The sequence below is a fragment of the Solwaraspora sp. WMMA2065 genome, from assembly GCF_030345075.1.
Classification (GTDB): Bacteria; Actinomycetota; Actinomycetes; order Mycobacteriales; family Micromonosporaceae; genus Micromonospora_E.
In genome coordinates this window covers 2,586,229-2,611,589 of the sequence record NZ_CP128361.1, presented here as the reverse complement: position 1 = coordinate 2,611,589, position 25,361 = coordinate 2,586,229, and the positions used below count along the sequence as shown (strand labels likewise).

The 25,361-nt window shown below is 72.2% G+C and carries 23 protein-coding genes; 8 read left to right on the top strand and 15 right to left on the bottom strand.

What is annotated here, in order from left to right:
- Nucleotides 1–4: 4 nt before the first annotated feature.
- Nucleotides 5–1,393 (bottom strand): dihydrolipoyl dehydrogenase, encoded by a 1,389-nt coding sequence (lpdA, locus tag O7610_RS11745; RefSeq protein WP_281550772.1) that lies wholly within the window; start codon nucleotides 1,391–1,393, stop codon nucleotides 5–7.
- Between the two features lie 259 nt (nucleotides 1,394–1,652).
- Here lpdA and O7610_RS11740 point away from each other — a divergent pair, with 259 nt between their 5' ends.
- A complete protein-coding gene (locus O7610_RS11740) occupies nucleotides 1,653–1,988 on the top strand; it encodes a hypothetical protein (protein ID WP_281550771.1) in 336 nt (111 codons plus the stop codon).
- 57 nt (nucleotides 1,989–2,045) lie between these two features.
- Here O7610_RS11740 and O7610_RS11735 read toward each other — a convergent pair whose 3' ends face one another.
- Nucleotides 2,046–3,638, bottom strand: coding sequence for a leucyl aminopeptidase (locus O7610_RS11735; protein WP_281550770.1), 1,593 nt, complete (start codon nucleotides 3,636–3,638; stop codon nucleotides 2,046–2,048).
- Between the two features lie 134 nt (nucleotides 3,639–3,772).
- Between O7610_RS11735 and gcvT the strand changes: the two genes are divergently transcribed.
- On the top strand, nucleotides 3,773–4,900 hold the full coding sequence (gene gcvT / locus O7610_RS11730) for a glycine cleavage system aminomethyltransferase GcvT (RefSeq protein WP_289213276.1): 1,128 nt from the start codon (nucleotides 3,773–3,775) through the stop codon (nucleotides 4,898–4,900).
- 48 nt (nucleotides 4,901–4,948) lie between these two features.
- Here the strand turns inward: gcvT and O7610_RS11725 are convergent, their stop codons facing one another.
- The 3 genes from O7610_RS11725 to O7610_RS11715 all read right to left on the bottom strand — a co-directional run bounded on the left by O7610_RS11725 (nucleotide 4,949) and on the right by O7610_RS11715 (nucleotide 8,883).
- A complete protein-coding gene (locus tag O7610_RS11725) occupies nucleotides 4,949–6,253 on the bottom strand; it encodes a DUF2314 domain-containing protein (RefSeq protein ID WP_289213275.1) in 1,305 nt (434 codons plus the stop codon).
- Nucleotides 6,254–6,403: 150 nt separating this feature from the next.
- Entirely contained in the window at nucleotides 6,404–7,165 is a 762-nt protein-coding gene (locus O7610_RS11720; protein ID WP_281550767.1) for an adenosylcobinamide-GDP ribazoletransferase, read from the bottom strand.
- Between the two features lie 32 nt (nucleotides 7,166–7,197).
- Complete coding sequence (locus O7610_RS11715) at nucleotides 7,198–8,883, bottom strand: bifunctional adenosylcobinamide kinase/adenosylcobinamide-phosphate guanylyltransferase (RefSeq protein ID WP_289213274.1); 1,686 nt, start codon at nucleotides 8,881–8,883, stop codon at nucleotides 7,198–7,200.
- A gap of 126 nt (nucleotides 8,884–9,009) precedes the next feature.
- On the opposite strand from O7610_RS11715, the gene O7610_RS11710 reads away from it, so the two are divergent.
- Nucleotides 9,010–9,210, top strand: coding sequence for a hypothetical protein (locus tag O7610_RS11710; RefSeq protein WP_281550765.1), 201 nt, complete (start codon nucleotides 9,010–9,012; stop codon nucleotides 9,208–9,210).
- A gap of 10 nt (nucleotides 9,211–9,220) precedes the next feature.
- On the top strand, nucleotides 9,221–10,012 hold the full coding sequence (locus tag O7610_RS11705) for a site-2 protease family protein (RefSeq protein WP_289213273.1): 792 nt from the start codon (nucleotides 9,221–9,223) through the stop codon (nucleotides 10,010–10,012).
- A 111-nt stretch (nucleotides 10,013–10,123) separates the two neighbouring features.
- Here O7610_RS11705 and O7610_RS11700 read toward each other — a convergent pair whose 3' ends face one another.
- The 5 genes from O7610_RS11700 to nadA form a co-directional block, all read right to left on the bottom strand.
- Nucleotides 10,124–11,122, bottom strand: a complete 999-nt coding sequence (locus O7610_RS11700; protein ID WP_278170376.1) for an aldo/keto reductase family protein — start codon at nucleotides 11,120–11,122, stop codon at nucleotides 10,124–10,126.
- A 125-nt stretch (nucleotides 11,123–11,247) separates the two neighbouring features.
- Nucleotides 11,248–14,505 (bottom strand): WG repeat-containing protein, encoded by a 3,258-nt coding sequence (locus tag O7610_RS11695; protein WP_289213272.1) that lies wholly within the window; start codon nucleotides 14,503–14,505, stop codon nucleotides 11,248–11,250.
- Between the two features lie 300 nt (nucleotides 14,506–14,805).
- Complete coding sequence (locus O7610_RS11690; RefSeq protein ID WP_289213271.1) at nucleotides 14,806–15,423, bottom strand: DUF3043 domain-containing protein; 618 nt, start codon at nucleotides 15,421–15,423, stop codon at nucleotides 14,806–14,808.
- Nucleotides 15,424–15,600: 177 nt separating this feature from the next.
- Nucleotides 15,601–17,025, bottom strand: a complete 1,425-nt coding sequence (gene murA / locus O7610_RS11685) for a UDP-N-acetylglucosamine 1-carboxyvinyltransferase (protein WP_281550761.1) — start codon at nucleotides 17,023–17,025, stop codon at nucleotides 15,601–15,603.
- 281 nt (nucleotides 17,026–17,306) lie between these two features.
- Nucleotides 17,307–18,476, bottom strand: a complete 1,170-nt coding sequence (nadA, locus tag O7610_RS11680) for a quinolinate synthase NadA (RefSeq protein ID WP_281550760.1) — start codon at nucleotides 18,474–18,476, stop codon at nucleotides 17,307–17,309.
- 69 nt (nucleotides 18,477–18,545) lie between these two features.
- Here nadA and O7610_RS11675 point away from each other — a divergent pair, with 69 nt between their 5' ends.
- From O7610_RS11675 to O7610_RS11665, 3 genes are all read left to right on the top strand, one after another.
- Nucleotides 18,546–19,712, top strand: coding sequence for a glycerate kinase family protein (locus tag O7610_RS11675; RefSeq protein ID WP_289213270.1), 1,167 nt, complete (start codon nucleotides 18,546–18,548; stop codon nucleotides 19,710–19,712).
- Nucleotides 19,713–19,893: 181 nt separating this feature from the next.
- Nucleotides 19,894–20,262: an iron-sulfur cluster insertion protein ErpA gene (gene erpA / locus O7610_RS11670; RefSeq protein ID WP_278170370.1), complete on the top strand. Its 369-nt coding sequence runs from the start codon at nucleotides 19,894–19,896 to the stop codon at nucleotides 20,260–20,262.
- A 185-nt stretch (nucleotides 20,263–20,447) separates the two neighbouring features.
- Nucleotides 20,448–21,425 (top strand): carbohydrate kinase family protein, encoded by a 978-nt coding sequence (locus O7610_RS11665; RefSeq protein WP_289213269.1) that lies wholly within the window; start codon nucleotides 20,448–20,450, stop codon nucleotides 21,423–21,425.
- Between the two features lie 168 nt (nucleotides 21,426–21,593).
- Here O7610_RS11665 and O7610_RS11660 read toward each other — a convergent pair whose 3' ends face one another.
- A complete protein-coding gene (locus O7610_RS11660) occupies nucleotides 21,594–21,794 on the bottom strand; it encodes a DUF397 domain-containing protein (protein ID WP_281550757.1) in 201 nt (66 codons plus the stop codon).
- 14 nt (nucleotides 21,795–21,808) lie between these two features.
- Nucleotides 21,809–22,657, bottom strand: a complete 849-nt coding sequence (locus O7610_RS11655; protein WP_281550756.1) for a helix-turn-helix domain-containing protein — start codon at nucleotides 22,655–22,657, stop codon at nucleotides 21,809–21,811.
- 102 nt (nucleotides 22,658–22,759) lie between these two features.
- On the opposite strand from O7610_RS11655, the gene O7610_RS11650 reads away from it, so the two are divergent.
- Nucleotides 22,760–23,068, top strand: coding sequence for a hypothetical protein (locus O7610_RS11650; RefSeq protein WP_281550755.1), 309 nt, complete (start codon nucleotides 22,760–22,762; stop codon nucleotides 23,066–23,068).
- Between the two features lie 10 nt (nucleotides 23,069–23,078).
- Here the strand turns inward: O7610_RS11650 and O7610_RS11645 are convergent, their stop codons facing one another.
- From O7610_RS11645 to O7610_RS11635, 3 genes are all read right to left on the bottom strand, one after another.
- Nucleotides 23,079–23,693 carry a class I SAM-dependent methyltransferase gene (locus O7610_RS11645; protein WP_502959088.1) on the bottom strand — a complete coding sequence of 205 codons (615 nt, stop codon included), beginning with the start codon at nucleotides 23,691–23,693 and terminating at the stop codon, nucleotides 23,079–23,081.
- A gap of 230 nt (nucleotides 23,694–23,923) precedes the next feature.
- Nucleotides 23,924–24,148 carry a sulfurtransferase TusA family protein gene (locus O7610_RS11640; protein WP_281555642.1) on the bottom strand — a complete coding sequence of 75 codons (225 nt, stop codon included), beginning with the start codon at nucleotides 24,146–24,148 and terminating at the stop codon, nucleotides 23,924–23,926.
- A 62-nt stretch (nucleotides 24,149–24,210) separates the two neighbouring features.
- Nucleotides 24,211–25,350 (bottom strand): cysteine desulfurase family protein, encoded by a 1,140-nt coding sequence (locus O7610_RS11635; protein WP_475049089.1) that lies wholly within the window; start codon nucleotides 25,348–25,350, stop codon nucleotides 24,211–24,213.
- Nucleotides 25,351–25,361 lie beyond the last annotated feature (11 nt).

Here is a 25,361-nt window from a genome sequence, read left to right as displayed (position 1 = left end):
CTAGTCAGGCGTGTGCGTGCAGCGGCTTGCCGGCCAGGGCCAGGTGGGCCTCGCCCAGCGCCTCGCCCTGGGTCGGGTGGGCGTGTACGAGTGGTGCGACGTCGGCCGGGTCGGCCTCCCAGTTGTAGATCAACTGTGCCTCGCCGATCAGCTCGCCGACCCGGGCACCGACCAGGTGCAGTCCCACGACCGGGCCGTCGACGACCCGGACGAGCTTGACGAAGCCGGTGGTCTTGAGGATCTGGCTCTTGCCGTTGCCGCCGAGGTTGTAGTTGTAGGTCTTGACCTTGTCGGCCCCGTACTGCTCCTTGGCCTTCGCCTCGGTCAGCCCGACCGAGGCGAGCTCCGGGTCCGAGTAGGTGACCCGGGGGATACCGCTCTCGTCGACCACCGCCGGGCTGCGGCCGGCGATCTCCTCGGCGACGAAGATGCCCTGCTGGAAACCGCGGTGGGCCAGCTGCAGGCCGGGTACGATGTCGCCCACGGCGTAGACGTTCGGCAGATTGGTCCGCAGCCGCTCGTCGGTCAGCACGAAGCCACGGTCCATCTTCAGACCCTGCTCCTCGTATCCGAGGTCGGCGGTGACCGGCCCACGCCCGACGGCGACCAGCAGCAGCTCGGCCTCCAGGGTCTCACCGCCGGCGATCGTCATCCGGACGCCGGACTCGGTGCGTTCGACCTTCTCGAACGGCTTGCCGGTCTTGAACCCGATGCCGCGCTTGCGGAATGCCCGCTCCAGTGCCTTGGACGACTCCTCGTCCTCGGCGGCGACCAGCCGGGGCAGCGCCTCGACGATGGTCACGTCGACGCCGAAGGAGCGCCAGACGCTGGCGAACTCGACACCGATCACCCCGCCGCCGAGCACGATCGCCGACGACGGCACCCGGTCCAGCTCCAGCGCGTGCTCGCTGGTCAGAATCCGCTCGCCGTCGACCTCGATGCCGGGCAGGCTCCGCGAGTAGGACCCGGTGGCCAGGATCACGTTGCGGCCGGTGTACCGGGCTCCGTCGACCTCGACGGTGTCCGGGCCGACCAGCCGGCCGGTGCCCGCCACGTAGGTGATCTTCGAAGACTTGATCATGCCCTGCAGGCCCTTGTACAGCCGGCCGACCACGCCGTCCTTGTAACTGTTCACCCCGGCCATGTCGATGCCGACCAGGTCCGCCTTGACACCGAACTGCTCGGACTCGCGTGCGTTGTCGGCCACTTCGGCGGCGTGCAGCAGCGCCTTGGTGGGGATGCAGCCACGGTGCAGGCAGGTGCCACCGACCTTGTCCTTCTCGATCAGGGCTACCGACAGATCGAGTTGTACGGCGCGCAGGGCAGCCGCGTAGCCTCCACTACCGCCGCCGAGGATGACCAGGTCGAAGGTCCCGCCGTTCGGCTCACTCACAGTTCACTCCCAGGTCACGTCGCTGCACAGGAGGGCCGTCCCCTGCGTCGTCCCATGGAACGGGCAGACTTTCCCCGGTCATCTTGTCACTTGTAGTGTCTGAACGCTCAACGAGGTGCCCAAGGACACGTGGTCGCAACGTAGGCTTGCCCTGTCCGTCTATGCGCGCGGGCGTCGGACAGCCGGGCCCGGCCCGACCGCACCAGGCCGCCCGGCCGGCACCCGCGCGGTCTTTGTCAGCTGGGGGAGGGGAACGCCGGTGGCGTGGTTTCGTCGGCGCAAGCAGTCGAGCGGGGCACCGGGAGGACGGCCGGCGAACCGGGCTGATCTCGACCATCTCGAGGAGTTCGTCCGCAGCCGCCGCGGGGTCGAGGCGTTCATCGAGCCTCGGACCACGGTTACCGAGACGACGGTGATGCTCATCGCGTACGACGGTGAGTGGACCCGTCGGCGGGTCGACGGTCCGGAAACCGCCCGTCGCTTCGCGCACAAGATGGCCATCCCGATCTACGACGTGGCGCTGGTCGGCTACCCGCAGCGGATGCGGGACTTCAACGAACGGCGCAAGCGGGCCGACCGGGCCGACCGGGGCTGACGTCCCCGCGTGGGTCGGGTGCCGGCCGGCACCCGACCCACGCGGGGACGTTACGGGTCAGCCGTTGGCCGCGATGTCCTGCACCAGGTGCACCAGCGTGCGCACCGGTACGCCGGTGCCACCCTTGCTCCAGTAGCCGAACGGCTCGCCGGCGTGGTAGGCCGGGCCGGCGACGTCGAGGTGCGCCCAGGCGACCCCCTCGCTGACGAACTCGCGGAGGAACACCCCGCCCTGCAGCATGTGGCCGGCCCGGTCCATCGCCGAGTTCACCTGGCAGATGTCCGCCACCTCCGACTCCATGCCCTTGCGGACGTCGTCGGGCAGCGGCATCGGCCAGGCCGGCTCACCCACCGCGTCCCCGCCGGCCCGTACCCGGGCACACAGCTCGTCGCTGCCCATCACCCCGGCCATCCGCTTGCCCAGCGCGACCACCTGCCCGCCGGTCAGCGTCGAGGTCTCCAGCAGGTAGTCGCAGCCGTCCGCGCAGGCCCGGGCCATCGCGTCGGCGAGCACCATCCGGCCCTCGGCGTCGGTGTTGAGCACCTCCACCCGCTTGCCGTCGAACATGGTCACCACATCGCCGGGCCGGTACGCGGTACCCGACGGCATGTTCTCCGCCATCGGCAGGTACGCGGTGACCGGCACCGACGGCCGTAGCGCGGCGATCGCCAGCATCGCCGCCCCGACGGCGGCCGCACCGGCCATGTCCGACTTCATCTCCCACATGCCCTGCGCCGGCTTGATCGACACGCCGCCGGTGTCGAAGGTGATGCCCTTGCCGACCAGCGCGACCCGTGGGGCGTCCGGGGCCGCCTCCGGCGGGGTATAGGAGACGATCACCAGCCGGGGCGGTGCGGCCGAGCCGCCGCCCACGGCGAGGATCCCGCCGTAGCCCCCGTCGATCAGCGCCTGCTCGTCCAGCACCTGCACGGTCAGCCCGGCAGCGACCGCCGTGTCCCGTACCGAATCGGCGAACGCCGGTGGCCGCAGCTCGTTCGGCGGGGTGTTCACCCAGTCTCGGCAGGCGATCACCGCCGCGGCGACCGCCTCCGCCCGGGCCACCTCGGCCTGCACCGCGGGGTCGGCGGCGTCGGTGACGTGCAGGGCGATCGAGGCGACCGGTGCCCGTCGGCCCGGCTGCGGCCGGGTCTTGTAACCGGCGAACCGGTAGCTACCGAGCAGCGCGCCCTCGGCGACCGCGCGCAGTGCCGCCGGCCCGTCCGCGTCATCCGGGACCGGCAACGCCACGGCGACCCGCGAGGTGCCGGCGAGTGCCCGTACCGCCGCGCCGGTCGCTCGGCGCAGCGTCTCCGGGGCGGGCGCCGCGCCGGTCGGCTCCGGACCCAGCCCGACCGCGACCAGCAGCGGCGGCCCGACCGTACCGAGCGTGGCCAGCTTGATCACTTCGCCGGCGGCGCCGGTGGCGCCGAGCAGACTGAGGGCCTCGGTCAGTCGACCCTCGAACGCGACCGCGATGCTCTCCGCCCCGGTCGCCAGCAACAGGGCGGGCGTCGTGCCCGGCGTGCCGTCCGCCGCCGCCTGGTCTGCGTCCGGCTGGTCCTGACTGTGTACGCCGATCACCAGCGCGTCGACGGCCAGCTCAGCGGGGTCGGTGTCGACCAGGTCCAGGGTTGTGGTGGTTGATGTCACTCGGCGTCTCCGGCAGCTGGGCCGGTCGGCTTGTGGCGACCGGCGGGTTGGTCTCCGGCGCAACTTGCTCCGCCGGACGGGGTGGTGCCCCGCCGATGCTAGCCACCTGCGGGTCCGCCGGTAAGTTGCCTCCCATGACCGAGGTGACCATGACCGGGGACGGCGCGCCGCGCAGATCCCCGCTGCACGACCGGCACGTCGCGCTCGGCGCGAAGTTCGCGGCCTTCGGCGGCTGGCAGATGCCGCTGGAGTACGCCGGCGGCGGCGTGCTGCGCGAGCACGAGGCGGTGCGTGACGCCGTCGGCGTGTTCGACGTGTCGCACCTCGGCAAGGCCCGGGTCACCGGACCCGGCGCGGCGGCGTTCGTCAACACCTGCCTCAGCAACGACCTGGACCGGATCGCCGCCGGTTCGGCCCAGTACACGCTCTGCTGTGACGACGCCACCGGCGGCGTCGTCGACGACATCATCGCCTACCGGTACGCCGACGACCACGTGTTCCTGGTACCCAACGCGGCGAACACCGGCGAGGTGGTCGGCCGGCTGCGGGCGGCGGCGCCCGGCGGGGTCACGGTTACCGACGAGCACACCGGGTACGCCGTACTGGCGGTGCAGGGACCGGCCTCGGCCGGACTCCTCGCCGATCTGGGGCTGCCCACCGGGCATCCGTACATGAGCTTCGTCGCCGATCGGCTGGCCGGCACCGAACTGGTCGTCTGCCGCACCGGGTACACCGGCGAGCACGGCTACGAACTGGTGGTGCCGGCCGAGGCGGCGGGCCGGGTGTGGGACCTGCTGCTGGCCGCCGAGACACCGATCGCCGCGCGGGCCTGTGGGCTGGGCGCTCGGGACACGCTGCGCACCGAGATGGGGTACGCGCTGCACGGCCAGGACCTGACGGTGGCGGTCACCCCGGTGCAGGCCCGGCTCGGCTGGGCGGTCGGCTGGCGCAAACCGGACTTCTGGGGTCGGACCACACTGCTGGCGGAAAAAGCAGCCGGGCCGGCCCGGCTGCTGCGCGGTCTGCAGGCCGTGCAGCGGGCCATCCCGCGACCCGGCATGGCCGTGCTGCTCGACGGAGCGCAGGTCGGTGCGGTGACCAGCGGTACCTTCTCGCCGACCCGCAGGGCAGGTGTCGGCCTGGCTCTGCTGGACACCGCTGCGGTGCCGACCGACGGTGTCGAGGTGCAGGTTGACGTGCGCGGCCGACACGCGCCGATGCGGGTGGTGACCCCGCCGTTCGTACCGTCGTCGGTGCGTTGACTGCCCGCTGCGCTGACGGCGTCCCGGCTCAGCGCCCGACCGGACCGCTCACCGCCCGGTCGGGCCCCGGTCGCCCTGATCGAGTACCGACTCGGTCCAACCACCCTCCACCATTCGGTCGCCGCTGATCAGCGCCCAGTCGACCACGTCCGCGGCGTCCACCTCGACCGGGCTGCCGACCCGTACGGTCGGGTCGCAGACCGCGTCGACCGTGCTGGCCGCGTGGATCCGGCCGGGATGCGGCCAGCCGGTGACGTTGGCCCATACGTACTCGTGGCCGTCCGGCGCGGTGAGACCGTACTTGACCAGCAGTTGACCGCCGAGCGCGCGGGCGAGGTACCGGGCCCGGACCTCGCCCAGCGACCGGCGGGCGGTGGTGATCGCCTGTGCCATCGCGTCGCTGCGCCGGGCGTAGTGGATCTCCGGCTGCCCGGCGCCGAAGAGCTCGCCGCAGACCTGGGTGAAATAGTCCCCGGCGTCGCTGTCGGCGACCTGCGGCGGCGGGCGGAGGGTGAGGAAGGAGTCGGCCTCCGGATCGGTCGACGGGTCCAGCACGATCCGCAGCAGCGCCGAACCCGCCGAATCGTGCCGGTCCTGGTTGCCGTACGCGACGGCGATGTCGTGGCCGGACACCGGCAAATTCACCGGCAACTGGACGAAGGCCGGCGGCTCCGGTTCAGCCAGGGCCTCGGTCCAGATCCGCAGCAGCCGGCGGGCGGTCCCGGTCATGATCGCCCCCCAGGCCCGGACGAACCTCGGCGGCACCTGCTGCGCCTGCAGCTCCAGCAGCCCGAACCGACGCAGCCCTTTCGTGGTGAACCAGAGCCCGTCGTCGTCGGGGGAGTAGGGCACCAGGATCCAGTCGACCAGGCGGATCCGGCCGTCGGCGTCGGGCAGCGACCGCAACGCACCCGCCGGGTCGAGGAACTGCAGCCCGAACAGGTCGATCAGGTCGACGTCGAGGGCGTCGGCCAGCGCCGCGCCGACCGCCCGCGCGGCCCACTCATGCGCCGGCGGCCAACCCGGCCGGTAGTTGGCCTGGACCACGACACAACGCTGTGCGGTGCGGAGTCGGGCCAGCTGACCGCCGGTTGCCCCGAACGCGGCCAGCAGATCCGGCGGCAGCTCCGGCAGCCGGTCGACCGGGCGGGTCTGCACGGTCATCAGCGGACTGCCGAGCATCTGTCGGGTCAGGTCGCGTACCGGTGGGGGCAGCCGGTCACCGAGCCAGTCCACCGCGTCCAGCGCCTCCGGTACAGCCGCGTCCGGCGGTACCACCGGGACCAGGTACGTGGCGGCCAGCGACTCCGGGACCGGCACTGGCAGCAGCAGGTCGTCCGAACTGGCGGCCATAGGTGCTCCCTGCTCCCCGGGTCGTGCGTCGCTGGCGAGGTGAACGCTACCCGGCACCGGACCCGTGGCGGCCGAGGTTGCCGATCGCCGTGGCCCGTTGCCGACGGCCGGTCGGGGTGCGGCCAGCACGGCCGGTCACCTGACACCGGGTCACCGCACGGTTACCAGGCCCAGGTAGACGGCGGTGGTGGTGAATTCGACCCCGGCACCCAGCACATCGCCGGTGATCCCGCCGAACCGGCGTACCAGATGGCGCAGCCAGGTCTGCCACAGCAGCACGGCGCCCAGCACCACCAGCGGCCCCTGCCAGGGTCGGCCGGGTACGGCGGCGACCGCCACGGCGGCGACCAGGACCGTGCCGGCCGCCAGCAGCGGCCACCGCTGGGTGCCGGCCACCAGCGCGCCGAGCCCGTCCGGTCGGGCGGCCGGCACGGCCTGGCGGCAGGCCCAGGTGACCGCGAGGCGGCCTGCCGCGACCGCGGTGGCGACCGCCGCCAGCACCGCCGGCCACGACCGTCCGGCCGGTAGCGAACCGAGCGACGCCGTCTGCGCCAGCAGCACGACGACCAGGGCCACCACGCCGAACGGGCCGATGTCCGGCCGGCGCATCACCGCCAGCGCGCCGTCGGCGGGCCGGTGCGAGCCGAGCGCGTCGACGGTGTCGGCCAGTCCGTCCAGGTGCAGCCCTCGGGTCGACGCCGCAGCCAGGCCCGTCACCACCGCAGCGGCGACCAGCGCCGGGGTTCCGGCGGCCGAGAGCGCGAGCAGGGTCGTTGCCAGAAGTACGCCGAGACCGAGGCCGACCACCGGGGCGACCGCCATCGCCGCGGCCGCCGCCGGTCGGTGCACCGGACCGGGCCGCAGCGGAAACACGGTGAAGGTGGTGACGGCGAGCCGGACGCCGGCGGACACCGCATGTCCCGGACCGGTGGGCGGTCCGGCGGTCACCGCACCGGGTCGGCGGCGGCCGGTCCGGCGGCCGCCGGACCGGGACCGGCCGGCTCCGGTTCGGCGAACGTCGGGTGTTCGCCGAGCGTGTCGGCCAGGGCGAGCGTCGAACGCAGCAGCGGCAACGCGGCCAGCGCGGTGGCGCCCTCACCCAGGTCGAGCCGCAGATCCAGAAGCGGGGTCAGGCCGAGTACGTCCGCCGCGTGCCGAACGGTCGGCTGCCGGCCGTGGTCGGGCAGCAGGCACCAGTGCCGGGTCTGGCCGGCGAGATCCCGGCTGACCAGCGCGGCGGCCACCCCGACCGGGCCGTCCAGCAGCACCGGGATCCGGTTGGCGGTCGCGCCGAGCAGCACCCCGGTGGCCACCGCGACGTCCCCGCCGGCGTACTCCGCCAGCACCTCCCGGGCACCACGGGTGCCGCGCCGGGTGCGGTGCAGCGCGTCGCGTACGGCGGCGCACCGCGACATCCACGCGGCGTCGTCGACCTTTCCGCCCGCTGCGGACACCCGGCCGAGCAGCGCCGCCGGTTCCGCCCCGGTGGTCGCCGCGACGACGGCGGCCGCTGCGGCGGCACCGCCCGCGCCGCAGGCGGCGATGACGATCGCCGCCACGCCGGCCCGGCCGGCCCGCTGCGCCACCTCCCACCCGGTTGCCAAGGCGCTGTTCACCTCGTCGGGGGTGAGCGCCGGCTGATGTTCGATCGGGGCGGCGACGGGGGCGGCAACGACGTCGACGACCGCACCGGCGGTGGCGGCCAGCCGCGCCAGCGCCCCGTGGCCGGCGCGGGCCTGGTCGGCCCGGCGCGCCGAGTCCTGCGGGCTGTCGCCGGCGGCGACTCCACCTTCGTGGTCGCCGTGGACCAGCACCACCTGGACCTGGTCCCACGGTTGCGGGCTGGTCGCGTCCTGCGTACCGGCGGCGAAGCCGATGACGTTCTCGAGCGCACCGAACCCGGCTCCGGGCAGGTCCAGCTGGCCCAGCCGGGCGATGCCGGCGGTCCGGGTCTTCTCCGCCGGCATCGGCAGGGTCATCCCGGGGGCGATCTGTGCCGCCGCGCCGGACCCATTGGTCGCGGCCGGCTCCGGCCCGGCTTGCGACTGCGGCTCCGGGCTGGTCACCGTGGCGGTCGCGGCCGGACCGGTCGACTTGAGCTGCACCGGTTGTCCGGCCACGACCAGCACTACCGCGTCGGACACCTCGGCCAGCAGTTGGTTGGTTGAGCCGAGCGCGTCCGCGAACGCCCGCCCGACCGGTGTGGACGGCACCAACGCCAGCCCTACCTCCGGGCTGACCAGCACCAACCGGGCCGGGCAGGACCGCACCGCAGCACAGAGCTCAGCGATGGTGGCCCGGTCGTCGGCTGGTTGCCGGGTCGGATCGAGCAGCGCGGCGACCCAACCGCCCAGGTCGTCGACGAGCAGCGTCTCATCCGCGCGGGCCGACGAGATCGCCTCGATCAGCCGGCCCGGATCCCCGGTGGCCTCGTCGGTGTGCCAGTCGGCCGGCCGGCGGGCCCGGTGCGCCTCGATCCGGGCGAGCCACTCGGCGTCGGACGGATCGGCCGCACCCGTCGCCACGTAACGCACCATCGGATCACCGGTGATCAGGGACTCGGCGAAGTCGGACTTGCCGGACCGGATTCCACCGAGTACAAGAATGGACTGCCACCCGCCAACGGACATGCCAGTACCTTACGGCGGGCGCGGCCGGCCGTGACCTGCCGGGGCGGTGCCGGCCGTGCTCCGGTGAGGTGGGATGTCACCGGCCGCGGCTAGGCTTGCGGCGTCCATCGCCGAGGGGAGCAGCACATGCCATGGAGTTGGCGGTACGTGGACGCGGAAGGTCAGCCCACGCAGGGGCCGGCCGAGACGTTCGGCACCCAGGCCGACGCCGAGTCCTGGATCGGCCAGGCCTGGCGGGAGTTGGCCGCGGCAGGCGTCGCCTCGGTCGAGCTGTTGGAGGACGACCGCACCGAGTACCGGATGAGTCTGCTGCCGGCAGGCAAGTGAGATGCGGCCGGTGCCGTCCGACGGACCGTCGGGTGGCCTGCGGGCCGGTCGGCCGACGACGAGCTGGCGGCCCAGTCCGGTCTTCCTCGTCCTGGTCGCACTGGTGGCCGGCAGTGGCGCACTCGCCTGGTCGGGTGAGCGGTACGCCCGGGTGGCCGTCTTCGTGCTGGTGGTCAGCGGCTGGTTGGTCTCGCTCTGCCTGCACGAATACGCGCACGCGCTGGTTGCCTACCGGTTCGGTGACCGCAGCGTGGCGCGCCGCGGCTATCTGACGCTCAACCCGTTCCGGTACACCCATCCGCTGCTGTCCGTCGCGTTGCCGGTGCTGGTGGTCCTGCTCGGCGGGATCGGCCTGCCCGGCGGCGCGGTCTGGGTGGACCGGCACCGGATCGCGGGCCGCGTCCGGCACACCCTGGTGAGCCTCGCCGGCCCGGCGGTCAACGTGTCTCTCGCGGTGGTGCTCGCGGTGCCGTTCCTCGCCGGTGTGGATCCGGGCACCCGCCAGGAGTTCTGGGCGGGGATCGCCCTGCTGGGCTTCCTGCAGTTGACCGCCAGTGTGCTCAACCTGCTGCCGGTCCCCGGACTGGACGGCGGCAACATGGTCCAACCGTGGCTGCCACCGGCCTGGCAGCGCGGTTACCAGGTGCTCGCGCCGTTCGGCTTCATCGGCCTGTTCGCGTTGCTGTGGGACGACCAGATCGGCGGCGCGTTCTTCCGGGCCGTGTTCTGGTTGGGCGACATGTTCGGGCTGCCCGCGCCGCTCTACGGCTACGGGTTGGCGCTGATCCGTTTCTGGTCCTGACGGCCGCCCGGCGTGGCGGCGGTCCATTAGCGCCGGGCCGGGTGCGTGCACCTACGACGCGTCATGCCGCTGCGGCTCCGCCCGCAGCGGCATGACCTCGCACGGGGCCGGCTACGGCCGACTGGCCGGGCTGACGGTCCTGCCCGGGTCCCGCTCGACGATCGGCTCCAGGATCTCGTCGATGGCCTTCATCAGGCCACCGTCCAGTTGGACCCCGCTGGCCTTGACGTTGTCCCGCACCTGCTCGGGCCGGGTGGCACCAATGATGGCCGACGACACGTTGGGGTTCTGCAGCACCCAGGCGAGGGCCAGCTGGGCCATCGACAGGCCGGCCTGCTCGGCCAGTGGCTTGAGCTGCGCCACGGTGCTCAGCGTCTGGTCGGTCATGAACCGGGCGATGAACGTTGCGCCCCCGGACTGGTCGGTGGCCCGGGAGCCGGCCGGCGGTGGCTGACCAGGCTGGTACTTGCCGGTGAGCACACCCTGACCCAGCGGCGAGAAGACGATCTGCCCGACGCCGAGTTCCTCGCTGGCCGGGATCACCTCAGCCTCGATGACCCGCCACAGCATCGAGTACTGCGGCTGGTTGGACACCAGTGGGATCTTCAGCTCACGGGCCAGCGCGTGACCCTGACGGATCTGCGAGGCGTTCCACTCCGAGACCCCGATGTAGTGGGCCTTGCCGGAATGCACGATGTCGGCGAAGGCCTCCATCGTCTCCTCCAACGGCGTGGCGTAGTCGAACCGGTGCGCCTGGTAAAGGTCGACGTAGTCGGTCTGCAGCCGGCGCAGCGAGCCGTTGATCGACTCCATGATGTGCTTGCGGGACAGTCCCCGGTCGTTGCGCCCCTCGCCGGTCGGCCAGAAGACCTTGGTCAGGATCTCCAGCCCTTCCCGGCGTTCGCCACGCAGCGCTCGGCCGAGCACCTCCTCGGCCCGGGTGCCGGCGTACGTGTCGGCGGTGTCGAAGGTAGTGATGCCGACGTCCAGCGCGGCGCGCACGCAGGCGTTGGCTGCCTCTTCCTCCACCTGCGATCCGTGGGTGATCCAGTTTCCGTAGGAGATCTCGCTGACGAGCATGCCGGAGCGGCCTAGGTGTCGGAATTCCATGCCCCAACCCTAGTCGTCGGTCGGCCCGCCGGGGGGTTCGGCATGAGCTTACGTACAGCGGTAAATCGATCTCGCGATGGTGCCGACGGACCGGTTGTCCGGTACGGGCGCCGCGTACCGCCGCGTCACAGCAGCGGTTTGGTGTCGGCCAGCAGCCGGTCGATCTCGTCCATCACGTCCGCGCGGCTGGGCAGCACCGGGTCGATCAGCGGTTCCCCGCGCCGGTCCAACGCCCCCCAGTGTCCGTTGGGGGCCGCGACCAGGAACGCCACCGGATGGATCGCCATCGCCGGATGCACCGGTGGTACGACCATGCGTCCGGACCGGTCGACCACGCCCTTGCGCCCACCCGAGTCGATGATCGCCAAACCCTCGTCGGTGAAGCCGTCGATGTAGCGGCCGTCGGTGAGTGCGGTCGGGAAGCCGCCGAACCGGGGCGGGAGCAGCATCCGGCCGGTCTTGTCGACCGCGCCCCAGCCCCCGCGCCGGACCACCGCGACGCCGCGCCGGAACGGGCGTACGTCCTCGAAGCCGGTCCCGATCACCACGGTGTTGTTCCGGTCGATGGCGATCCAGCTGCCGGTGCCGTCGGCGGTGACCCAGGCGAGTCCGTCGGAGAACGAGCCGACCCCGATGTAGCCGGCGGTTGGCGCGATCACCGTCGTCCCCGACTCGTCGATCAGCTCCCACCACTTGGCCTCCGGCCGGCGGACCCAGGCCACCCCCTCGTGGAACGGCTGGACGTCGGCGTAGCCGGGAGCGATCACCAGCTCGCCGTCGACCCCCGCGTACCCCCATTGCTGGGCCCGGTCGTTGAAGGTCGGTCGCGGCGGACGGTGCAGCCGCAGGATCTCCTCCCGGTCCCGGGGGTACGGCCCCCAACCGTTCTCGGCGACCTTGGCGAACACCGCGTCCAGCGCGAGTTCGGTACGCGCGATCAGGTCCGGATCCTCGACCTTGCGCAGCTCCAGCGCACGTTCAAAGTGGTTGCACGCCTCCATGTAGCGGCCCTGGTCGTAGCAGGACCGGCCGGCATGTTCGTGCATCGTGGCCCGGAGCCGGTCGGGTAGCTCGGCCGAGTTGGCCTCCTCGAACAACCGGTCCGCCTCGGCGAAGTCACCCCGCCACTGCAGCACGTGCGCCAGCCGCGCCTGGGCGATCGCGACCCGGCGTAGCTCCCCGGTCGCCTCGGCGTGCGCCAGCGCCAGTTTGGCGTCGGCCAGTGCCTTGCCGAGGTCGCCGAGGATCCGGGAGACGACCGCCCGCAGGCTCAACAGCCGGGCCCGGGTGGCGTTGTCGGTCGCCGGTTCGATCTTCTCGGTGAGCCGGTCCCGGATGGCCCGGAACTCGTCGGGATTGTCCACCAGCTCACGCAGCGTCTCGTGGTGGAAACGCCAGTGGTACGACGACAGCATCTGTTCGGGGTCGCTGAGCTGGGGCTCGGTCTCGTCCGGTGCGGTCTCGGGATCCGGTGCCGGGTCGGGTTCGTCGGCCGGCTGGTCCGGCTGTACGAGCGGGGCCAGCATAGTGGGTGCGCCGAGCGCCGTTGCCGAACCGGCGGCGGTCCCGGTGACCGGTAGGACGGTGTCCGGACTGGCCGGCGGCCCGGTAGGGCCGGAGCCGCCATCGTTGTCGTCCGGGGCGGTACCGGTCGGATCGTCGGTTGGTCCGGCAGCAGGGTCGGTGTCGACCGGGTCGGTGTCGACCGGGTCGGTGTCGACCGGGTCGGTGTCGACCGGGTCGGTATTGAGCTGGTCGGGCAGCGGAGCCGGTCCACCGTCGCTGTCCGCAGTGGTGGAGGTTTCCGCAGCGGGCGCTGCGTCCGGCCGTACCAGCGCGGCGGCCGGTGACACCGAAAGGTCCGACTGGAGTGGGGCCTCCGCCGGGACCTCGGCTGGGGCCTCCGCCGGGACTGGGACCGAGGCGTCGGACGGAACCCGACCGGACGGTGCGGCGGTGGGGAAGACCGGCGTCGGCGGAGCAGCCATGGGCACCGTCGGGGAGGCTTGCGCCGGTCGCGGCGGTGCTGGCTGGTCTGGCTGCGGGCGCACGATGTACGGCGGCGGGGCGTGCCGCGGCTCGGCCTTGGCGCGCACCACGTACTCCGGTGTGGCGGCATCCTCCCCTCGGGGGACCGGCCGGATCTGCGGGTGCTCGCCGGTCGGCGTCTGCACCCGGAACTCCGGGGGCGGCCCGGCCGGGGCGGAGACCGGAATCGGCAGTTGTTCGCCGGTCTGACCCGGAACCGGTCGGTGGATCCGGCCGTCGGTGACCGCCCCTGCCGTGGGCATCCGACCCGGCGGTGGCGGGACCGCGCCGGAGACCTGACCCTCCGGGGACGCTGTCGGACGCTCCGGGGCGACCGGAGCGGCTGGCCGGGGCCGTGCCGCCGGAGACGTGGGTGCCAGCGTCGGAGTGGGCGTCGGCGGAGGCGCCTGGGCGGCGGGCTTGACCCGGTACACCTCGTCCGGCCCCGGCTGCCGGGCGTGTTGGCGGGCGGCCGCCGGGCGATCCGGTGCCGGTGTCGGCGGTGCCGTCGGTGGTGCGGGTGCCGTCGGTGGTGGCGCATGCCACCGCTGCGGGGTGCGGCGCGGGTCGGCGTCCGAGGGCTGCTGTCCGTCCCGGCGAGGGCCGTCCGGTGGGCCTGCCCGGTGGTGCTGGTCCCACCGGGACACCGGGCCGTCCGGCCGCACCGGCGGCCGTTGGTCACGAGGCTGCGGCCGGTCCCGGTCGAACGGCTCAGCCGGTTGCCATTGGGGCCGCTCCCGCTCGGCGGGTGGACCACCACGGCGTCGCTCCGGTGGGTGCGGGCGCTCATGGAAGACAGCGTCCGGATGCCGGCGGCGTTGGTGGAACACGTCGTCGGGATGCTGCCGACGGCCGGTCCCGTCGGTGTGGGACGGCTGCTGCTGGCCGCCCTCGGCGAACCAGCCAGCGGCTCCGGCGGCTTCCGGCCCAGGTCCGTTCGGGCGTGGCGCCTCGCGGTGACCGTCCCGCCGGGCCCGGTCGGCGTCAAACTGCGGCCTGCGGGCCGGGGGCTGGTCTGTCCGGTCGCCGACAGGTGCCCGCCCGGATCCGGAACCGGACTGGTAGACGTTGGCTCGCCCACGGCTGACACCGCGGCTGGTCGGCTCCCGTCGGACCGACCGACCCGCGCCGTTGTCGCCGGGGTAGCGCTGACCCGGCAGCGGCACCCATTCGCTGGTCGGATCGGTGACCCAGCCCGGTTCCTGCGGCCGGTGATCCCGCGCCCGGCGCATCGCTTCCCACCGGTCGTCGTCGTCCCAGCTGACGTCACGATGTCCGTCGGCCGAACGGTCCGGTGCGCCGTCGTCTTCCCACTGCCAAGATTGCCAACGACGGTCGAAGTACCCCTCGGTCACGCCGGCACCTCGCCGCGGGTGTCGTTACGGGCGGCCCGCCGGGCAGGCGAGAACCGTGTCAGCGGTCCGTGTGGCTCGCTCACGGCGTGTCACCTCGTCGAATACTCGCTGAGCGACCGTGGCAACCCGATCGGGTCCCCCCGGCCCAGTGGCGGCGTGGTTGCGGATGGAGGGTAGCCGCGCGGGCTCGGTCGACGCCACCGAACCGCCCGTACTGAATCGAAACAGTGTCTTTTCCGCCCTCGCCGAGGCGCTCCGGCTGCTCGGGTGCCGTAGCCCGTCCAGCGCCCGCCGGGCCGGTCAGATCTTGTCGCCGAGCTCCACCCGGGGGATCGGGGTGCGCATCCGGCGGAACGTCATCGCGCGCATGATGGCGTAGAAGTACAGGCCGCCCATCCGCTGGTCCGACTTGGGGAACCGCTCCCGGACCAGTTTACGAATCCGGCGGGAGATCAACACCGAGTCGAGGACCACCAGCACCGCCAGCGTCACCCAGAGCAGATTCGACGCCAACTGCACCACCGGTGGCATCGTCGGCCCGGACCCGATCAACACGAGCAACGCCCCGCCGAAGAACCAGGTGCCGACCGTACGCCGGGAATCCACCACGTCGCGGGCGAGCCCCCGCTCCGGGGCCCGGTCGCGGGGCCCGCCCTCGCGGCGGAACTCCTCCGAGATCGCCGCCCGCCTGGCCCGCCGCTGCTCGCGGGCCTCCTGCTTGGTCAGCGGCTTGGTGCTGCCCGCCGGTCGGCGGCCGGCACCCGGCCGCTTCGGGGTGACCACGCCGAGTTCCTTCTTGCTCGGCGTGTGGCTGCGGGCACGGGTGGACCCGGCCTCGTCCTGCGACGGGGGAACATCGTCCTCCGGCAGGTCGGCCTCCACGACATCGGCGGACTTGCGGCGAAACAGCGACGGCACGCGTGAAGGGTAGCCAACCAGGTGCGTCACCCGCACCTCGCACCCGGTCGTCGTGCGCCGACCGGTGGGTGAAGGCCCCGCGACCGTGCCCGGTCCGGGCCACAACGGCACGAACCGGGCACGGGTACGTCAGACCCGGGCGAGGACGCGTCGGGTCGGCGACTGGACGCGTTCGGATCAGGGGCGTTCCACGTGGGCGCCGAGGTCGGCCAGCTTGGCCTCGAAGTCCTCGTAGCCGCGGTTGATCAGGTCGACGCCGTACACCCGGGAAGTGCCCTCGGCGGCGAGCGCCGCGATCAGGTGGCTGAACCCGGCCCGCAGGTCCGGGATGACCAGGTCGGCGGCGTGCAGCTTGCTGGGCCCGGCGATCACCGCCGAGTGCTTGAAGTTGCGCCGGCCGAACCGGCACGGCGTACCGCCCAGGCACTCCCGGTAGACCTGGATCGTCGCGCCCATCGTGTTGAGCGCCTCGGTGTAGCCCAGCCGCTGCTCGTACACCGTCTCGTGGACGATCGACAGCCCACGGGCCTGGGTCAACGCGACGACCAACGGCTGCTGCCAGTCGGTCATGAAGCCCGGGTGCACGTCGGTCTCCAGGGCCACCGCGCGCAGTTCGTTACCCGGGTGCCAGAACCGGATGCCGCCCTCCTGGCCGGCGCTGCCGACGCGCGGTGGGCGGGCGTCGGTGACCTGGTACGCGCCGCCGACCGACCGGAACACGTTCAGGAAGGTCATCATGTCGGCCTGCTGCGCGCCGAGCACGTTGACGTCGCCGCCGGTGGCCAGCGCCGCCGCCGCCCAGCTGGCTGCCTCGATCCGGTCCGGGATCGGCCGGTGCGAGTAGCCGCCGAGCCGGGGAACGCCGTGGATCTCGATCACCCGGTCGGTGTGCACCTTGATGATCGCGCCCATCTTCTGCATGACGCAGATCAGGTCGACGATCTCCGGCTCGACCGCGGCGTTGCGCAGCTCGGTCACCCCGTCGGCGAGTACGGCGGTCAGCAGCACCTGCTCGGTGGCGCCGACGCTCGGGTACGGCAGCTCGAACTTGGTGCCGTGCAGACCGTTGGGCGCGGTCAGGTGCAGCCCTTGCGGGGTCTTTTCGACGACCGCGCCGAACTCGCGCAGCGCCTGCATATGGAAGTCGATCGGCCGCGGACCGATGTGGCAACCGCCGAGGTCCGGGATGAACGCGTGGCCGAGCCGGTGCAGCAGCGGGCCGCAGAACAGGATCGGAATCCGGCTGGACCCCGCGTGCACGTTGATCTGGTCGAACGAGGCGCTTTCCACATTGGCCGGATCGAGCACCAGCTCGCCGTCCTCAACGCCGTCGCTGACCTTGACCCCGTGCAGTTCGAGCAGGCCCCGGACGATCTCGACGTCGCGGATCCGCGGTACGTCGTACAACCTGCTCGGCTCGTCGCCGAGCAGGGCGGCCACCATCGCCTTGGAGACGAGATTCTTGGCGCCTCGAACCCGGATCTGCCCGTGCAGGGGAGTGCCGCCGTGCACGATCAGGACGTCGTCGGTCAAGGAAACCTCCAGCGCGTCGATGCTGCCGTCTTGTGGGGTGGAGCTGGCCCGGCGAGATGGGATCAACATGTCCCGACCGGCGGTGAGTGAAACCGGACGACCCGCGTACGGAGCCGGCGGTCGGTGGACCTCGGGTGACATCCGGTTACCGGCTGTCACCGGGGAGCATCGAAGATCCGCGCTGCCCGTTCGTCGCCTGAGGCAGCATAGCGCTCCGTGATGGAAGTGGGATCCCGCAGCGGCTGCGATTGGCACGAATTCGGGAACGATGGCACGTATACGTAGGAGCTAGATTACGTTGGGTGATCTGGTGATGCGGTGTCCGCTATCCGATCAGGGAGCCTGTCCGATCAGGGCAGTGCCAGCATCTGGTCCAACGCGACCCGCGCGAAGTGCGCCGTACGCGGCTCGACCGTGATCTGGTTCGGCACCCGGCCGGCGACCAGCTCTTCCAACGCCCACACCAGGTGCGGCAGGTCGATCCGGTTCATCGTCGAGCAGTAGCAGACCGTCCGGTCCAGGAACATGACCTGCTTGTCCGGGTGGGCCAGCGCCAACCGGCGGACCAGATTCAGCTCCGTGCCCACGGCCCACGCCGATCCGGCCGGGGCGGCCTCGATGGTCCGGATGATGTACTCCGTCGAGCCGATCTGGTCGGCGGCGGTGACCACCTCGTAGCGGCACTCCGGGTGGACCAGCACGTTGACCCCGGGCACCCGCATCCGTACCTCGTCGACGCTGCTGCGGGTGAACCGGCCGTGCACCGAACAGTGCCCCCGCCAGAGCACCATCTTCGCCTCGCGCAACTGCTGCGCGGTCAGCCCACCACCGGGCTTGTGCGGGTCGTAGAGCACACAGTCGTCGGCGTCCAGCCCCATCTCCAGCACCGCCGTGTTGCGGCCCAGATGCTGGTCCGGCAGGAACAGCACCCGCTGACCGCGCTCGAACGCCCAGGTCAACGCGCGCTTGGCGTTCGACGAGGTGCAGACCACCCCGCCGTTGCGGCCGACGAAGCCCTTGATGTCCGCCGACGAGTTCATGTACGTCACCGGCACAGTCGAGTCGGCCGCGCCCGCGTCGGCCAGCGCCTCCCAGGCGGTCTCCACCTGGCCGAGGGCGGCCATGTCCGCCATCGAACAGCCGGCGGCCAGATCCGGCAGCACCACCCGCTGCGCGTCGCCGGTCAGGATGTCGGCGCTCTCCGCCATGAAGTGCACACCGCAGAAGACGATGAACTCGGCCGACGGCCGTGCGGCGGCCTCCCGGGCCAGCTTGAACGAGTCGCCGGTGACATCGGCGAACTGGATGACCTCGTCGCGCTGGTAGTGGTGACCGAGCACGAAGACCCGGTCGCCGAGCGCCGCCTTGGCGGCGGTGGCCCGGGCGACCAGATCCGGATCGCTGGGTGCCGGGAGCTCGCCCGGGCAGTCGACGCCGCGCTCGCTGGCCGGGTCGCTGCCCCGGCCGAGCAGCAACAGGGCGGTCGCGGTGCTGGAAGGCTCAACCCACGTCGAAGTCACGAGATCCATGCTCGCACAGGTCCGCCCGCCTGCGACCAGCCCAAGTGTGGCCTGCCACACTGCCAGACCATGCGGGTCCTGATCTGTCCGGACAAGTTCGCCGGCACCCTGCCCGCCGCCGAGGTGGCCGCCGCCGTCGCCACCGGGTGGCGGGACCGGGCGCCCACCGACGAGCTGGTGCTGCGCCCGTTGTCCGACGGCGGTCCGGGATTCGTCGAGGTGCTGGCCGAGTCGACCGCCGGCCGGCGGGTCCCGGTACCGACGGTCGACCCACTCGGCCGACCGGTACCCGGGGAGATCCTGCTGGTCGACGGCCCAGGGGCCGGGGCGACCGTGACCGCCGGACCGACCGCGTACGTGGAGAGCGCCCAGGCGTGCGGCCTGCACCTGCTCACCGAGGCCGAACGTGACCCGAAACACACCACCTCGTACGGCCTGGGGTTGCTGCTGGTCGCGGCGGTCGAACACGGTGCCCGTCGAGTGGTCGTCGGGCTCGGCGGGTCGGCCACCAACGACGCCGGGGCCGGCATGCTCACCGCGCTGGGGGTCACCCCCCTCGACGCCGCCGGCTACGCCCTGCCGTACGGCGGCGCGGCCCTCGCCGGGGTCGACCGCCTCGACGGCGCACCCCGGCTGCGCGGGGTCGAGCTGGTCGCCGCGACCGACGTCGACAACCCGCTGACCGGGCTGCACGGGGCCAGCAACGTGTACGGGCCGCAGAAGGGCGCCGACCGGGCCGACGTACTGCTGCTCGACGCCGCGCTGCAGCGGTTCGCCGGCATCCTGGTCGCGGACCTGCCCGGCTGCCCGCCCGAGCTGGCCGCGCTGCCCGGGGCCGGCGCCGCCGGAGGCATCGGCGCCGCGCTGCTCGCCCTCGGCGGGCGGTGCGAGTCGGGCATCGACCTTGTCACCGCGTTGATCGGGCTGTCCGCCGCGTTGGACGCCGCCGACCTGGTGATCACCGGCGAAGGGTCGTTCGACCACCAGTCGCTGCGCGGCAAGGTGGTCGCCGGGGTGGCCGGCGCGGCCCGGGACCGGGGACTGCCCTGCGTGGTGGTCGCCGGCCAGGTGTCCACCGGTCGGCGGGAGTCGGCCGCGGCCGGCGTCACCGAGGCGTGCGCCCTGGTCGACCACTTCGGCGGGGAGACCGGCGGTGGGCTGGCGCAGGCGCTGGCCCAGCCGGCGGACGGGCTGCGTGGGATCGCCGCCCGGCTGGCCGGACAATGGAGCCGCTGACGGCGTGCCGGCGGCCGGGGAACGGTGAGTTTCCGGTGATCTTGCGCTGGTGATCTTCCGGATGGTGGGATGCGCGGCGCATCACGTACGGATTGTGGCCACCCGGATTGGGAATCGTCGCCCGGCCGGTTAGCGTTACCTGATACGGACGAATTCGCACCGTCGCAGGGGAGACCTTCACGTGAGCACATCAGCGCAGTCCGAAACGGCCGAGACCGCCGCCTCGACCACCGTCGTCCTCACCGACGTGGCGGCCGAGAAGGTCAAGGCACTGCTCGACCAGGAAGGCCGCGATGACCTGCGGCTGCGGGTCGCCGTCCAGCCCGGCGGCTGCTCCGGCCTGCGGTACCAGCTGTTCTTCGACGAGCGGTCGCTCGACGGGGACATCGTCGACGACTTCGGCGGCGTCGAGGTCGTGGTGGACCGGATGAGCGCCCCGTACCTGACCGGCGCGAAGATCGACTTCGCGGACCGGATCGACGCTCAGGGTTTCACCATCGACAACCCAAACGCGCAGAACTCCTGCGCCTGCGGCGACTCCTTCCACTGAGCCGCCAGGGGGTACGTGTCCGCAGCCGCGTCCGGGGCCGGGAGACCCGACTCGGACGTCGGCTGACGGCGAGGGTTGACGGCGCGGTGATCGTGCCGATTCGAGAGCGGTAGGGGTTCTGACGGTCCCCGTACCGGTAAGCTGGCCCGCGCACGATTTTCCCACCCCGACACCCGAGGGCCGACATGAAGATCGCCGTCACCGGCTCGATCGCCACCGACCATCTGATGCACTTCCCCGGCCGGTTCGCGGGTCAGCTCATCGCGGACCAGCTGGACAAGGTGTCCCTGTCGTTCCTCGTCGACGACCTGGTCGTCCGCCGTGGCGGGGTGGCGGCGAACATCGCCTTCGGGATGGCCCAGCTCGGTCTGCGTCCAGTACTGCTCGGCGCGGTCGGCGCCGACTTCGCCGACTACCGTTCCTGGCTGGAACGCCACGGCGTCGACTGCGACTCGGTGCATGTCAGCGAGTTGGCGCACACGGCCCGCTTCGTCTGCACCACCGACGACGACCTGTGCCAGATCGCGTCGTTCTACGCCGGTGCGATGAGCGAGGCCCGCAACATCGAGTTGGCACCGGTCGCCGCCCGGGTGGGCGGCCTCGAACTGGTGCTGGTCAGCGCCAACGACCCCGAGGCGATGCTGCGCCACTCGGCCGAGTGCCGCGACCGGGGCTACCGGTTCGCCGCCGACCCGTCCCAGCAGCTGGCCCGGATGAGCGGCGAGGACGTCCGCCGGCTGATCGACGGTGCCGAGTACCTGCTGACCAACGAGTACGAGCGGTCGCTGCTGGAGAGCAAGGTCGGACTCATCGGCGACCAGGTGCTCGACCTGGTGTCGGTACGGGTCACCACGCTCGGTGCCGACGGGGTGGAGATCACCGGCCGGGGCATCGAGCGGATCCACGTACCGGTGGCCCGCGACGTGGTCGCCGACGACCCGACCGGTGTCGGTGACGGCTTCCGCGCCGGCTTCTTCGCCGCCCTCGGCTGGGGCCTCGGTCTGGATCGCGCCGCGCAGGTCGGCTGCCTGCTCGCCGCGCTGGTGCTGGAGACCACCGGGCCGCAGGAGTACGCCGTCAAGCCGGACATCTTCCTCAAGCGGCTCGCCGACTCGTACGGCGACGCCGCCGCCGACGACGTCCGCCCCTACCTGCCGGCCTGACCAACTGCTTGCACCGCCGGCCACGCCGCCTACCCGCTCACCCGCTCGCCCCGCAACAGCGTCGGCTTGCGCACCCACGACAGCGTCGATGGCCAAGATCAGGTGAGCGCCATGGACCTCACCTCGCGGTTGAGACGTCCGCAGCGCTCACCTGATCTTGATCTCTGCTCAGCTCACCTGACGCGCGGTCAGCTGGGTGACGAAGGTGATCCATTGGTCGGCGGAGAAGTGCAACGTCGGTCCGGTGCGGTCCTTGCTGTCGCGGACCGCGACGGCGTCCGGCAGTACGGCGCACTCGACGCAGTCGCCGTTGTTGGCGCTGCGGCTGCTGGTGAACCAGCGGGCGGTGGTCAGGTCGGGGGTGGGCATGACAGCCTCCAGCGCTATGCCGCGTCGGCCAGCTCCCGGATCAGCGCGCGGGAATCGGCGGGCGAGAGAGCGGCCTGACGCAGGTTGTCCGCCACCATCGTATAAGTGCGGACACCGTCCGGGTCCTGGATGTACATGGCACCGTCGAGCAGTTCGGTGTAGGCGATCGGCCGGACCCGGTCGAAGTCCAGCACCACGAACTTGCCGAGCGGCGTAGCGGCATGCGGCCCGTCCTCGGGCCGGAGGATCTGGACGGTGACATGCGGCAGGCTGGCGAGGTCGGCCAGGTGCCGCAGTTGTGCGCGCCTGGTGTTGTCGCCGTTGACCCGTAACCGCAGCGCCGCCTCGCCGATCACCGCGTGCAGCGTCAGTGGCTCGTCGTCGGTGAGCCGGCGGGCTCTGGCCTGACGGAACGACACGAACCGTTCAGCGTGGTCGGGCCGGACGAACCCGGTGCCGAGGGTGAGCGCCTGGGCGTACTCCTCGGTCTGCAGCAGGCCGGGGAGCACCATCGACTCGAAGACGAACGCGCTGTCGGCCAGTCCTTCCAACCCGACGTAGGTCCGGAACCAGTCGGGCACGACGTTCGCCCAGGGAGCCCACCAGGTCTTGGCATCCGACCGGCCGGCCAGCGAGGTGAGCCGTTCGATCGTCGGCTGATCGGCGCCGCAGGTCCGCAGCACCTTGGCGATGTCGTCCGGGAACTGCTGGTAGCGGCCGGTCTCCATGTGCCCGAGCTTGGGTTTGCCGATCCCCGTCTCGGCGGACAGTTCACTCAGCGACATCGGCACGTCGCGCCGGTAGCGACTCAGCTCGGCACCGATCAGCCAGCGCAGCGCCGAGGGGTCCATCCGTGTGCTCATCACTCCCGCCTTCCGCTAGCGATGCAGTCATCATTGCCTATTGCCAATCTCGATGCAACTGCTTACGTTAGACGTCTAGCCATCGATGGAGGGGAGCGTGTGGTGAACGAGAGCGAAGAACGATGGTCGTCGGAGACGGTTGACGAGCAGCGCAGGCTGCTGGAAGACCTGCACGGGGAGCCGCCGGCGCGCTTCGCCATCTGTGCGGATACTGAGGCCGGCGAGGACAGCGAGGACGGTGGAGTGCTCGGCTGGGGGCTGGCGTTCGACGACGAAGCCGTGGTCGTACCGACCAACGGCGGCCTGCCCAACCCGTTCAGCGGCATCAAGGCAGCACTGCGGTTGTACGGGATGGTCCACCCCGTACAGCTGGTGTGGGTCGACCCGCCCGACGGTCGCCAGCTGACCTGAACCGCGGAGGTCAGGCCGGTCGCAGCACCGCGACCAGGAAATCGGAGTCGTCGCGGTACGGGCGCAGGTCCCAGGTCGCCAGCAGCAGATCCTCGACCAGATCGGCGGCGTGCATGTCGGCCAGGAAGTCGGTGACCGGGTAGCCCCGGTCGGTGCCGAACCCGACCACGATCCGGCCGCCGTCGCGCAGGTGCAGCCGCATCCGGCGCAGCACCTCCTGGCGGGTGTCCGGCGCCAGGAACGTCATGACGTTGCCGGCGCTGACGATCGCGTCGAAGCCGTCGGTGATGCCCTGTGCGGGCAGGTCCAGCTCGGCCAGGTCGCCGACCAGCCACCGCGGGCCGGGGTGGTCCTGCCGGGCGGCATCGATCAGCACCGGGTCCAGGTCGACGCCGACGACGTCGTGACCGGCGGCGGCCAGCGCCGCGCCGACCCGGCCGGGTCCGCAGCCGGCGTCCAGCACCCGTGCCGTACGGGGCAGCATCGCGTCGACCAGCCGGGCCTCACCGTCGAGGTCGGCCCCGTCGCGGGCCAGCGACCGGAACCGGTCGACGTACCACTGCGAGTGCCCAGGGTTGGACTCCAGCAGCTTGCTCCACCCGTTCTGCGCGCTCACGCCCGCCATCCTCGCACGCCGGCATTCTGCTGGGCCTGGTGCCGTGGACCAACAGGCCTGGCCGAACGGCACGACGTGCGCTCCGCCGGAGGGCGGTTGAGGTGTATCTCGAAGAGGTGTCTCAACCGGCTGTCGCGGACACGCCGATGTGAGGCTGAGTTACGTATCAACGAGCAGGTTAGGTACCTCAGCCTCACATCGGTGGCGCTGCTGATCGACTAGCAGTTCGGCGGGAGGCTTCAGTGGCTGCGGCGGACGTCGAAGGCGGGGGAGTCGGCGACGGTCGACGCGGCGACGAACTCCTGGCCCCGGATCCGGCACCAGGCCGGGATGTCCAGGGCGGCCGCCGGATCGTCGGCCAGCACCCGGACCACCGACCCGACCGGCAGCTGCGGCAGCCGCCGGGCCAGCGCGATCACCGGCAGCGGGCAGCGCTGACCCAGGCAGTCGAGAGTCTCCGCCACCTCGCTACCAGGTGGCTGCGCCGTCTCGCCGCCGGAGCGCTGCGGTGCCGTGTCGTCGTCGGTCACAGGCCGACCACCCCGGCCTCGGCCCGCAGGTCGGCCACCACCTGCGGCAGCTCGGCCAGGAACCGGTCGACCTCCGCGTCGGTGGTGTCCCGGTGCAGCGACACCCGGACGTTGCCGTGTGACAGCACCCCCATCGCCTCCAGCACGTGTGACGGGCGCAGCGTGGACGACGTACACGACGAGCCGGAGGAGACGGCGAAGCCGCGCCGGTCCAGCGCGTGCAGCAGCGCCTCACCGTCGACGTACAGGCAGGAGAAGGTGACCAGGTGCGGCAGCCGGTCGGTCGGGTCGCCGACCACCTCCACGTCGGGCACCGTCGCGGCCACCGTCGCGCGGATCCGGTCCACCAGTGCCGACAACCGGGCGGCCTGCGCGTGCGCCTCGGCGGCCGCCGTGCGCAGCGCCGCCGCCGACGCGACCACCGCCGGCAGGTTCACCGCTCCGGGCGTACGGCCGAATTCCCGCTCGTCGGCCGGGTAGGGCGACTCCCACCGGGTGCCCTTGCGGACCACCAGCACCCCGACGCCCGGCAGCCCGCCCCACTTGTGAGCGCTGGCCGTCAGCACCGACCAGCCGTCCGGCACCGGCATCCGACCCACCGACTGGGCGGCGTCGACGTACAGCGGCACCTCGTGCGCGGCGCAGGCCCGGGCCGCCTCGGCGACCGGTTGGACCGTACCCACCTCGTGGCTGGCGCTGATCAGTGCGGCGAACGCCACACCCGGCCGGGCCACCGCCCCCGACCAGGCGGCCATATCGAGCCGGCCGAGCCGGTCCACCGGCACCGGCACCGCCTCGCCGCCGTCGGCGGTGTGCCGCTGCCCGGCGTGCAGCACCGCCGAATGCTCGATCGCCGAGTGCACCAGGGTGCGCCCGACCCGACGCCGCCCGGCGAGACCGCCGAGGACGGCGGCGTGTGCAGCGACCGTACCGCTGGGTGTGAAGGAGATCTCGTCGGTGCGGACCCGCAGCACGTCGGCGGTGACCTCGCGGGCCGCGTCGAGGAGCTGACCGGCCCGGCGGGCCCGGGTGTACAGCTTGGCCGGGTCGGCCCAGCCGTCGGTCAACGCCGCCGACAGTGCCTCCCGGGCGACCGGGTGCAGCGGTGCGGCGGTCGCGGCGTCGAGATAGTCCACAGCCGTCGACG

What these genes read in the sequence shown, in the direction of transcription:
- O7610_RS11675 (WP_289213270.1), top strand. Translation starts at nt 18,546, where the DNA reads ATGCGGGTCCTGATCTGTCCGGACAAGTTCGCCGGCACCCTGCCCGCC.
- O7610_RS11665 (WP_289213269.1), top strand. Translation starts at nt 20,448, where the DNA reads ATGAAGATCGCCGTCACCGGCTCGATCGCCACCGACCATCTGATGCAC.
- O7610_RS11725 (WP_289213275.1), bottom strand. Translation starts at nt 6,253, where the DNA reads ATGGCCGCCAGTTCGGACGACCTGCTGCTGCCAGTGCCGGTCCCGGAG.
- murA (WP_281550761.1), bottom strand. Translation starts at nt 17,025, where the DNA reads ATGTTGATCCCATCTCGCCGGGCCAGCTCCACCCCACAAGACGGCAGC.
- O7610_RS11660 (WP_281550757.1), bottom strand. Translation starts at nt 21,794, where the DNA reads ATGCCCACCCCCGACCTGACCACCGCCCGCTGGTTCACCAGCAGCCGC.
- O7610_RS11655 (WP_281550756.1), bottom strand. Translation starts at nt 22,657, where the DNA reads ATGAGCACACGGATGGACCCCTCGGCGCTGCGCTGGCTGATCGGTGCC.
- gcvT (WP_289213276.1), top strand. Translation starts at nt 3,773, where the DNA reads ATGACCGAGGTGACCATGACCGGGGACGGCGCGCCGCGCAGATCCCCG.
- O7610_RS11645 (WP_502959088.1), bottom strand. Translation starts at nt 23,693, where the DNA reads ATGGCGGGCGTGAGCGCGCAGAACGGGTGGAGCAAGCTGCTGGAGTCC.
- O7610_RS11715 (WP_289213274.1), bottom strand. Translation starts at nt 8,883, where the DNA reads ATGTCCGTTGGCGGGTGGCAGTCCATTCTTGTACTCGGTGGAATCCGG.
- O7610_RS11710 (WP_281550765.1), top strand. Translation starts at nt 9,010, where the DNA reads ATGCCATGGAGTTGGCGGTACGTGGACGCGGAAGGTCAGCCCACGCAG.
- O7610_RS11700 (WP_278170376.1), bottom strand. Translation starts at nt 11,122, where the DNA reads ATGGAATTCCGACACCTAGGCCGCTCCGGCATGCTCGTCAGCGAGATC.